Annotated in this window: 9 protein-coding genes; 2 read left to right on the top strand and 7 right to left on the bottom strand. The window is 70.2% G+C overall.

The annotated features are described in order from the left end of the window. Window positions 1-4 precede the first annotated feature (4 nt). From AL2_RS16120 to AL2_RS16105, 4 genes are read right to left on the bottom strand one after another with little or no spacing between them, the layout of a single operon-like run. A complete protein-coding gene (locus AL2_RS16120) occupies window positions 5-1,609 on the bottom strand; it encodes an amino acid adenylation domain-containing protein (protein ID WP_210748363.1) in 1,605 nt (534 codons plus the stop codon). Then, window positions 1,606-3,492 (bottom strand): aminotransferase class I/II-fold pyridoxal phosphate-dependent enzyme, encoded by a 1,887-nt coding sequence (locus tag AL2_RS16115; protein WP_067634681.1) that lies wholly within the window; start codon window positions 3,490-3,492, stop codon window positions 1,606-1,608. The genes AL2_RS16120 and AL2_RS16115 overlap by 4 nt, the downstream gene beginning before the upstream one ends. Beyond that, window positions 3,489-3,749: an acyl carrier protein gene (locus AL2_RS16110; RefSeq protein ID WP_210748364.1), complete on the bottom strand. Its 261-nt coding sequence runs from the start codon at window positions 3,747-3,749 to the stop codon at window positions 3,489-3,491. The genes AL2_RS16115 and AL2_RS16110 overlap by 4 nt, the downstream gene beginning before the upstream one ends. Then, a complete protein-coding gene (locus AL2_RS16105) occupies window positions 3,746-3,997 on the bottom strand; it encodes an acyl carrier protein (RefSeq protein WP_067634680.1) in 252 nt (83 codons plus the stop codon). The genes AL2_RS16110 and AL2_RS16105 overlap by 4 nt, the downstream gene beginning before the upstream one ends. 556 nt (window positions 3,998-4,553) lie before the next feature. Here AL2_RS16105 and AL2_RS16100 point away from each other — a divergent pair. Then, the gene (locus tag AL2_RS16100) at window positions 4,554-5,270 is read left to right on the top strand and encodes a helix-turn-helix transcriptional regulator (RefSeq protein ID WP_210748365.1); all 717 of its coding nucleotides are present in this window, start codon (window positions 4,554-4,556) and stop codon (window positions 5,268-5,270) included. Between the two features lie 265 nt (window positions 5,271-5,535). Beyond that, a complete protein-coding gene (locus AL2_RS16095; RefSeq protein WP_067634677.1) occupies window positions 5,536-7,101 on the top strand; it encodes a cellulose binding domain-containing protein in 1,566 nt (521 codons plus the stop codon). Window positions 7,102-7,225: 124 nt separating this feature from the next. Here AL2_RS16095 and AL2_RS16090 read toward each other — a convergent pair whose 3' ends face one another. The 3 genes from AL2_RS16090 to AL2_RS16085 form a co-directional block, all read right to left on the bottom strand. Beyond that, window positions 7,226-8,785, bottom strand: a complete 1,560-nt coding sequence (locus AL2_RS16090; RefSeq protein WP_083946572.1) for an HNH endonuclease signature motif containing protein — start codon at window positions 8,783-8,785, stop codon at window positions 7,226-7,228. 359 nt (window positions 8,786-9,144) lie between these two features. Beyond that, window positions 9,145-9,327, bottom strand: coding sequence for a DUF397 domain-containing protein (locus tag AL2_RS36365; RefSeq protein ID WP_083946622.1), 183 nt, complete (start codon window positions 9,325-9,327; stop codon window positions 9,145-9,147). Then, a partial coding sequence (locus AL2_RS16085) for a helix-turn-helix domain-containing protein (protein ID WP_218003666.1) occupies window positions 9,314-10,156 on the bottom strand: 843 nt, incomplete at its 5' end. The genes AL2_RS16085 and AL2_RS36365, both read right to left, overlap by 14 nt.

Genomic DNA, 10,156 nt, shown 5'->3' with positions numbered 1-10,156 from the left:
CCGCTCATGACGGGAGGGATGCGGGGACGGCCGGCCGGCCCGCCGCCCGCGCGTCGCGGAGCCGGCCGAGATCGACCTTGCCGTTGGCGTTGCGCGGCAGCTCCGGCAGCCGGGTCACCGCGTGCGGGACCATGTACTTCGGCAGGTGCCGGGCGCAGTGCCGCTTGACGTCGAGCAGGCTCGGCGCGTCCGCGCCGGCGCGGACCGCGTAGAACAGGGCGAGGCGCGCGTCGGTGCCCTCCCCGGTGACGAGCACGGCGGCCTCGCCGATCGCGGGGTGCCGCAGCACGACGGCCTCGACCTCGCCGAGTTCGACGCGGTGGCCGGAGACCTTCACCATCCGGTCCTTGCGGCCCCGGTAGACGAGCAGGCCGTCCGCGTCGCGGCTCACCAGGTCGCCGGTGGCGTGCCGGTGCCGGCGGTGCGCCGCGGCGGGCGGCTCGGAGTCGCGGCCCCAGTAGCCGGGGGTGACGCAGTCGCCCTCGACGACCAGCTCGCCGAACGCGTCCGGGCCGTCGAGGGGGCGGCCGAGCTCGTCCACGATGATCAGGCGGGCGTCGCCGACCGTGCGGCCGATGGGCGGCGGCTCGTCCCGCGCCAGGTCCTCGGGCCGCACCCGGTGATAGGTGCAGACGTTGGTCTCCGTCGGCCCGTACAGGTTGTAGAGGGCGGCCGAGCGCGGCAGCCGCCCGCTCAGTTCCCGCAGCCGCGGCATCGGGTACACCTCGCCGGCGAACAGCACGTAGCGCAGGCCGCGCGCGGCCTCCGCCGTCAGCGCCCCGGACGCCGTCAGCAGCGCCAGGACCGACGGCACCGAATACCAGACGGTGACGCCGTGCTCGCGGATCCCCGCCGCGAGCGCCGCGACGTCGCGGGCCTGCGCGTCCTCGACGATCCACACGGCCGCGCCGACCGACAGCGCCACGAACAGGTCGAAGGTGCTGAGGTCGAAGTTGAACGAGGCGTGGTTGGCGAACACGTCGTCGGCGCCGACGTCCAGCTCGCGGCGCGCCCAGCCGGTGAACGCCGTCAGGTTGCGGTGCGAGATCTTGACGCCCTTCGGCGTCCCGGTCGAGCCGGAGGTGTAGAGGATCGCGGCGAGGTCGGACGGCGTGACCCGCGGGCGTTCCCGCGCGGCCACGTCGGCGTCCGCCAGGAACGCGTCCCAGGCGACGGCCTGGGAGCCGGGCGGGACGCCGTCGGCGACGACGACCGCCCGGATGGACGGCGCCTGTTCCGGCCCGGACAGCATGGCGAGATGGCGGCGGTCGGTGACCAGGACGATCGGCCGCGCGTCCCGCAGGATCGTGCCCGCGCGGGCGGCGGGCTGGCCGCCGTCGATCGGCACGTAGGCGCAGCCCGCCCGCAGCGCGGCGAGGACGGCCTCGGCGTACTCGGGGCCCTTGTCCATCCAGACGGCGATCCGGTCGCCGGGCCGCGCACCGAGCCCGAGGATCGCGGCGGACGCCCGGCCCACCGTGTCGGCGAGCCGGCCGTAGGTGATCGTCCGCCGGCCGAGCAGGGCGGGGCGGGCCGCGTGCTCCGCCGACTCCAGTTCCGGGAGCCCTGCGATGTGCTCGTCCAGGACGCCGAGCCGCCGCGCGCTCACCGGCCCGCCTCCCGCCCGCCGCCGGGCAGCACGCCGGTCTCCCGGGCCGCGTCCACGAAGATCTGCGCGGCGAGGGCCAGGTCCTGCGGGGTGTGCTCGGACGTCACGCTCACCCGCAGCCGGGCGTCGCCGAGCGGCACGCCGGGGAACACGACCGTCTGGCAGAACAGGCCGCGGGCGCGCACCGCCCGGCCCATCTCCATCGCCCGGCGCTCGTCCCCGATGACGATCGGCAGGATCGCGCTCTGCGTGTGCTCCAGGTCGAAACCCGCGTCGGTGAGGTCGGCGCGCAGCCGGTGGATGTTCGACCAGAGCGCGGCGAGCCGCTCCGGCTCCTCCTCCAGGACGTCGATCGCGGCGATCAGCCCGGCCGCGACACCGGCCGGGATCGTCGCGGCGAACACATAGGAATTGGAGTAGAAGCGGAGGTACTCGACGACCTCCTCCTCGCCGACGACGAAACCGCCCATGCCGGCGAGGGCCTTGCTCATGGTGCCGAGTTCCAGGTCGACCTCGTCCTTCAGGCCGAAGTGCTCGGCGGTGCCGGAACCGCGCTCGCCGAGGACGCCGGTCGCGTGCGCGTCGTCCACCATGACCCGCGCCCCGTACCGGCGCGCCAGCCGGACGATCTCCGGCAGGTCGCACACGTCGCCGTGCATGCTGAACACGCCGTCGGTGACGATGAGCTTGCCGCCGCGGACCTGGCCCTCGCACCGCTCCAGCACCCGCTCCAGCGCGCGCATGTCGTTGTGGCCGTAGATCTTGCGGACGCCGCCGGACAGCTTGCAGCCGTCCACGATGCTCATGTGGTTGAGCTTGTCCACGATCAGCGCGTCATGGCTCTTGACCAGGGCGGACACCGAGCCGAGGTTGGCCGAGTAGCCGCCGGGGTAGACGATGCAGGCCGGGCGCCGCTTGAACGCGGCGAGGCGCCGCTCCAGCTCCTTGTGCAGGTGGTTCGTGCCGCCGATGATCCGGCAGCCGGTGTTGGTGGCCCCGTAGGACCGGGTCGCCTCGCAGATCGCGTCGACGACCCGCGGGTGGTTCGCGAGCCCGAGGTAGTTGTTCGAGGCGAACATGAGGAACTCGCGGGTGCGGCCGGTCAGCTCGTCGTGGATGCGGGCGCGGTTCGCGCACCGCGACCGCAGCGGCATCCCGTACCAGTAGAGGTGCTCGGCCTCGCGTCCGCGCAGGTAGGAGGTGAACCCGCGGGCTTTGGCGAACAGGTCCGGGTCGCGGTCGTCCATGAAGTCGCGCATGGAGCGGCCGTCCCAGGACGTGCTCGGCGCGGGCTGGGCGGGGTCCAGTTCCCCGATCGCCAGTTCGCCCCGCGCTGTTCCGGGCTCGGGCGCGGGCTCGGGTGCGCCGCCCCCGCCGGTGCGGGCGCGCAGCTCCGTGATGAGGGCGCGCAGGTTCGGCACGGTGATCTCGGACGCGAGGCCGTCCGGGAGCCCCAGCTCCTCGGCCGCGTCGCCGATGATCGAGGCCAGCACCACCGAGTCGATGCCGAGCTCCGCCTCCAGTTCGGCGTCGAGGTCGAGCTGGTCGCGCCGGTAGTGGGTGTGCCGCATCGCGGCCGTCATGACGGCCTCGGGCAACCCGGCGTCGTCCCGCTCCGGCGGGGCGGCGACGGCGCGCTCGACGGCGTCGATCAGGTCCTGCGGGGTGGCGGGCTCGCCGGGCAGCCGCACCTGCGGCCCGAACCGGTCCCGGACGTCGCCGAGGATCGCGTCCAGGACGGCGGCGTCGACGCCGAGCTCACCCTCGAAGTGGCTCTCCGGCCGCAGCTGCGCGACGTCGTACAGGGTGTTCGAGGCGATGATCTCCAGCACCTGCCGGCGGGCCGGGGCCGCGGCCGGGGCGCTCTGCGCCAGATCGGTCATCGGACGCTCTTCTCCCCCTCGTCCAGGCGGCCGACCAGCGCGGCGATCGCGCCGACCGACCCGAAGTTCGCGGGCGTGATCTCCTGGAGCGGGACGGTGACGCCGAACTCGGCCTGCAGCGCGTGCACGAGGTCGAAGATCGCGGCCGAGTCGATGATGTTCAGCTCGATGATCGGCGTGTCCGCGCGCAGCCCGGCGGCGTCCCCGCCCATCCAGGCGTCGGCGATGTATCCGACGAGGAAGTCCGCCGCGGTCACGGTGAGGCCGCCGTGGTCAGCTGCCGCTCGATCAGCTCGGCCGCCCGGCCGATGGTGTCGGACGGCGAGACCAGGTCCTCGGCGAGCTCGGCGCCGGCGAACTCCGACTGGGCCACCAGCAGCAGCTCCACCAGGAACAGCGAGTCCACGTCGAGGTCCTCGAAGACCACGTCCGGGCCCACCGCGGCCCGGTCGACCTCGAACCGGTCCACCAGCAGATCGACCAATCGGTCGTAGACATCACTCACGACTTCCCCCTATGCCGCGTGAACGGCGTTGGAGATCAGCGGACGGCCCGACTGTGGTGCATTGCGCTGACGACCGCGCTGACGAACCACTGACCGGACCGCGGCGCGCGGCCGACATCTCGGTCAAGGCGTCATGACACGCTCTGACTATTCGACTGACGCAGGCCAGAAGTGATATTTCGCGGGTTAATCGACTTCGTATCCATTAGCTGCGGGACCGAAACCGTCCCGACCGGCGGCCCGCTCCGCCCGAGTGCACCTTGCAGGTAGTTCAGAGTTCAATCCATCCGCCGGCGCGGGAGCCGCGGCCGAGCGCGGCGGCCTGCAGATAAACAGCCGATAAATAGGGCGTTCAAACGGTCCACACGGCCGCCATAACTTGCCATAATGATGGACGCAACGCCGCCCGGACACCATTAGTGAGCGACTGCGTTCGGAGAGTGATCGCCAGCCGAGATCCGATGAACGTTCAACCACCCATTACTCTCGCTCCCCGCCTCGTCCGGCGCTGGAGCCGGGATTCGCAGAGCGCCACGGGGGCCACCGAGCCGATGCAGTGCTTCACCGAGACCGCGCCGTCCTATTTCCCCTGGCGGCACCGATGGCATTAAGACGACGACTGCTTCTCTGCTGCGAAAGAACGATCATCGCCGACTGTTTTTCGGCACTGCTGAAGAACGGTTCGGACATCGAAATCATCGGGCGCACCACGGGCGAACGCGTCCTGCGGGACGCCGCGGAGAAGGCCCCGGACGTCACGCTCGTCGTCGCTCCCGCGCTGACCATCGTCATGCATCAGCGCGAACTCGCGGAATTGTCCGGGCATTCCAAGGTCGTGGTCATCGCGAAAACCGAGAACGTGCACCGGGCGGTCGAGGCGATCGGGCTCGGCGTCTCCGCCGTGCTGTCCCTGGACACCTCGTCGGACCAGTTGATCCAGGCGCTCCGCCTGGTCACCGCCGGCGACACCCTGCTCATCCCGGAGGGCGCCCGCCACGCCCTCTGCCGCGCGCCCGACGCCGCGCCGCCGGAGTCGCACCCGGCCGATGCGGTGTACCTCACCTCCCGGGAGAAGGAGGTGATCCTGCTGCTGGGCCGCGGGGCGTCCAACGTCGAGATCGCCAAGGAGCTGTCGATCTCCATCACGACCGTCCGCACCCATGTCCACAACGTGCTGAAGAAGCTCGACGTCGGAACCCGCGGTCAGGCGGTCGCGGTCGCCTATGAGAGCGGCCTGATCACGAAGATAGGCGCGGAGAGCACAACCGACTGACTTTCCGGCGGACGCCGCACTGGTCCGGTCCGCCAGCGGGAGTGGTCGCAGGGGCGCCGCGCGCCCGCTCACCGGAGCCTCGGCAAGGGGTTGCCAGCGCGCCGCGGGCCGGTTACCGTTCATTCGATTTATAGGAAAGTTTCCTATAAGAAGGTCGACCGTATGCCGCGCCCGCCGCCACACCGCTGAGGAAGGTACGCAGCACGACCCCGCTCGGGGTTCGGGGGATTCCCGCTCAATCCACATCTCCTACCCGGGAGTGACCTTGCGAAGAACACTTCTTCCCGGCTTCCTCTTCACCGCCCTCTGCTCCCTCGTCCTCGCCCTGCTCGTCCCCGCCTCGGCCAGCGCCGCGTCGGTCACGGCGACGTTCACCAAGTCGTCCGACTGGGGTTCGGGCTACGAGGGCAAGTACACGATCAAGAACGAGACCGGATCGGCGATCTCGTCGTGGAAGGTCGAGTTCGACCTCCCGTCCGGCTCCTCCGTCGGGACGTACTGGGACGCGCTGCTCACCACGTCCGGGCAGCACGCCGCGTTCACGAACCGCGACTACAACGGGACCGTCGCCGCCGGCGCGTCCGTCTCGTTCGGCTTCATCGTCGGCGGCTCCGGGGCACCTCAGGGCTGCCTGCTCAACGGCGCGTCCTGCGACGGCGGGGGCGGCCCCACCGAACCCGGCACCCCCTCGGCGCCCGGCACCCCGACCGTGACCGGCCGGACGGACACGTCGCTGACGCTGTCGTGGTCCGCCGCGTCCGGCGGGCCCACCGGCTACCGCGTCTACGAGGGCTCCGCCGTCCGCGCGACCGTGTCCGGGACGAGCACCACGATCAGCGGCCTCGCCAAGTGCTCCGACCACACCTACACGGTGAAGGCGTACAACGCGGCCGGGGAATCCGCGGCGAGCGGCTCGGTGTCGGCCACGACCACCGGCTGCACGACGCCGCCGCCGGGCACCCGCCGGGCCGCGCCCTACCTCTACATGGGCTGGGGCGAGCCGCCGAGCCCGTCCACGGTCATGAACGCGACCGGGATCAAGTGGTTCACGATGGCGTTCATCCTGTCCGGCGGCGGGTGCAGCCCGGCGTGGGACGGGAACCGCCCGCTCAAGGGCGGCGCGGACGAGCAGGCGATCACGCAGATCCGCGCGGCCGGCGGTGACGTGCTGCCGTCCATCGGCGGCTGGTCGGGCAACAAGCTCGGCCCGAACTGCTCCTCCCCCGAGGCCCTCGCCGGCGCCTACCAGCAGGTCATCGACGCGTTCGGGCTCAAGGCGATCGACGTCGACATCGAGAACAGCGACGAGTTCGAGAACGCCACCGTGCAGGACCGGATCCTCGGCGCCCTCAAGATCGTCAAGCAGCGGAACCCCGGCGTCCAGACGATCCTGACGTTCGGCACCGCCACCACCGGCCCGAACTACTGGGGCCAGCGGCTCATCACCCAGGCCGCGGCGCTCCAGGCGAACGTGGACGTCTTCACCATCATGCCGTTCGACTTCGGCGGCGGCTCGGACATGTACGGCAACACCGTCAACGCGTCCGAGGGCCTGAAGAACCAGCTGAAGTCGGCCTTCGGCTGGTCGGACGCCACCGCCTACGCGCACATGGGCATCTCCGGCATGAACGGCCTCTCCGACCAGCAGGAGCTCACCTCGACCCAGACCTGGACGCAGATCCGCGACTGGGCGCACTCGAAGGGCCTCGCCCGCCTCGCGTTCTGGTCGGTCAACCGCGACCGTCCCTGCGCGGGCGGCGGTGTGACGTCCAACTGCAGCGGCATCGACCAGCAGCCGTGGCAGTTCACCAAGATCACCGCCGGCTTCTGACCATCCCCTCCCAGCGGCCCGCGTCCCCCTCCCTGGACGCGGGCCGCTTCTTCCCACCCCTTCGCGGCCGGACCCCGGACGCCCTCGAACGCGCCGTGGCCCGGGCCTGATCGTCTGACCGGGCTCACTGCCGGTCGGGGTGGACGATGTACCAGGCTCCGGACGGCGTGACCCAGATCAGCAGCCCGGCCCAGACTTGGAAGAGTCTCCAGTCGGTGCGTTGCTTGAGTCTGTGGTGGCGTCTGCAGAGCGGTGCGAGATTGCAGCGGCAGGTGATTCCGGGGCGCCACGGGGCGGTGTGGTCGAGGTCGCAGCGGTGTGAGGGCTGGTTGCAGGTGGGGAACACGCACGTTCCGTGCCTGGCTTCGACCTCTCGCCGCATCGCGGCGGACGGCCGGTAGCCGGGTCGGCCGTGGGTCTCATCGCCGCCCCGGCAAGCGGCGTCGCGGGCGTCTGCGAGTTGACCGTGGATGTGCTGCGCTGTACGGCGGATCGCGTCCGGCAGTTCGCGGGGGTGGACTCGTCCGCGCACGTGGTTCAGGCGTCGGTCCACCTCGTCCGCGAGCACCGCGATGCCGGTACCACCGCTGAGACCGTCACCAGGCGGATCTCCGCCTAACGGTCCATCGTCGAGTGGGCCGCTGATCGAGACGGTCGCGCTCCCCGCTGTCGGCCCGATGACAGCGATGCGCGGGCCCGAGGAGGCCGCACCGGCATCAGAGCGGCCACCGTCAATGTCATGCGGCGCGGGGTTGCCGAGCAGGCCGGTTCGCGGGACCGGGGAGAGCAGTGCGGTATTGAGCCGGACGCCGTTCGCGTAGGGAGCAGGGGAGGCGGTGTCGTCGCCCGTCTGCGTGAGGAGGGCTCGGACGGCGTCGGGGAGCGGGAGGCCGTTCAGGAGCCGGGTGGCGAGGTCGGCCCGGATCGTGTTCAAGGGCCGGGTGTCGCCGTCGGCTTTGATGCCGTGTGCGGTGGCGGTGATCTTGTTGTAGATGGCGTGGGCGTCTTCGGCGGCCAGGTCGCACAAGGCCAGATCAGCGGTCCCGGAGGAGGTGTCCCACACCTCCAGCCGCCGTCGCTGGACGGCCTCGCGCCTGCGTTCTTCCATGGCCTCGGGTGCCAGGCGCTGCGCGATGCGCTTGATGCGGCGGCGGAGTTGCCCGGTGGTCTGCCCGGACGCCTTCTCCAGCGCCGCACGCTCCACCCGCCCTGCCACTTCTTCGGGGAGGTGCTCGGTGACGTCGCAGACGACACGGGCCTTGGCCATGTCGATGCGCCCGAGCCCCAGTGCCTCTCCCGTCCGTGCCAGCGGGCCGGTCAGCCGTTCGGCGAGGTGGACCAGGGTGGCGGCGGTGTTGCCGGTGACGGTGAGCGCGAGGGCGACCTCTTCGGTGACCGACTCGCGGGCGGACAAGATCCGGTAGTCGGGATCACCGGAATCCTCCTCATCGGTGCGACGCCGGGCGAGTTCGGCGATCGCGGCCAGTTCCCGCGCCTGCGCCCAGGACGTCTGCCGCCGCGCCGCCGCGGCAACCTGCAAAAGTTCATCATCGGTCAGATCGTCCAGGCGGTTCTTCCCACCCGACAGGCAGATCGCCAATTGCGGGCCGGGCGGGAACTGCTCCCTGCCCTCCCATTCAAGCTGGCGACCGACGATTGTGATGACCGGAGCGGGCATTGACATGGGGACTCACCTCCCAACCTGAATTCCACCTCCAATTATAGGCGACACCCCAGCCAATACTGCAGGACAATCTGGACACGCCACATTATTGTCACCACCCATTTCCGGCGGCGGCCGAGGACGACTTTATCGCGTTGGGGTTATTGCTGCCGGCGGTTGGCTTAGCGGAGCGCGGCAACGGCAGCACCTGCACAAACCCGCAGATGAACGCCTTCTCAGCCACGCACAGCATAAGGAAGCGCGTCCGCCGCAACCACGGGTCTTCCCCATCCCTCAGAAGTCGTAAGCACTCTGCGGAAGCAGCAACAAGCAGAGAGCCCCGGCCACAGGGGCCGAGGCTCAACCGTTGTTCGGGGGGGTCAGTGCTTCAACGCGGCCACCAGCATCGCGAACTCGCCTCGGCTGACGAGCAGCTTCGGGCCGTCCGGGTCTTTCGAGTCTCGGACGCCGACGCCGGAGGGGAGGCCGGCGACCTCAACGCAGTTGCCGCCGTTCCCCGAGCTGCGCGATGACTTTCGCCATGTCGCCCTACTCAGATCCATGATGATCTTCCTTCATAATGCGGCGGATCAGGTCCGCCGACTGCTTCACCGACGAGGCCGACGATTTGATCGACTCGTAGCACACGGCCCAGTAGCCAACGTCCTCAGGGCGCTCGATGAATCGTCCACCCGTGAGATCCTCAGCGTAGGCCACGGTCACGCCGCCGGGGAGAGCCAGGAGACTGAAGCAACACGTCAAGCCGGCGTGCGCTCCAGTGTCGAAGGGGACCACCTGGAGCGTGACTTTCGGATGGTCGGCGAGTTCCAGGAGATAGCCGACCTGTTCACGCATGATCTTCGCGGATCCGACGGGGCGGCGTAGGACTGGTTCGTCCATGACTACCCACAGCGTTGGGCAGTTCGTTGCGGCGAGCAGCGCTTTGCGCTCCATGCGGCTCGTGACAAGAGCTTCGATTTCCTCCGCAGTATCGCCCGGACGGCCCGTCCGGTGGAGCTCACGCGCATACTCGGGTGTCTGGAGCATGCCCGGGATACAGAGGCCCTCGTACCAGCGGATCATGGACGTCTTCTTCTCGACCTCCAGGTACTCCGCGAACCCGGTCGGGAGGCGGTGGGCCTTCTTGAAGTCGAGCGTCCGGGTGAGCGCCCCGCCGGTCTCCAGTTCACGATCGCACGACTCCGCGAACGGCAGGGAAGCGGCGAGCTGCCCCGTCTCGGCGCCGGAGATCAGCGACTCCGAGAAGCTGATCCGGGTGGCGAGTTCTGCCTGCGTCAGCCCGGCTTGCTTGCGGTAATAGCGCAGCTCACGTCCCCATATGGCTTGGGGGCTGTACGGGTCGACCACCACTTTCGGCCTCCAGCGTCCGAT

Origin of the sequence: Actinomadura latina NBRC 106108 (assembly GCF_001552195.1) — a bacterium.
Lineage (GTDB): Bacteria > Actinomycetota > Actinomycetes > Streptosporangiales > Streptosporangiaceae > Spirillospora > Spirillospora latina.
The sequence above is the reverse complement of the archived record's forward strand: the minus strand, read 5'-3'. Positions and strand labels throughout refer to the sequence as shown.

Excerpts from the sequence above, each read along its gene's own strand:
- AL2_RS16090 (WP_083946572.1), bottom strand. The coding sequence starts at position 8,785 with ATGTCAATGCCCGCTCCGGTCATCACAATCGTCGGTCGCCAGCTTGAA.
- AL2_RS16115 (WP_067634681.1), bottom strand. The coding sequence starts at position 3,492 with ATGACCGATCTGGCGCAGAGCGCCCCGGCCGCGGCCCCGGCCCGCCGG.
- AL2_RS36365 (WP_083946622.1), bottom strand. The coding sequence starts at position 9,327 with ATGGATCTGAGTAGGGCGACATGGCGAAAGTCATCGCGCAGCTCGGGG.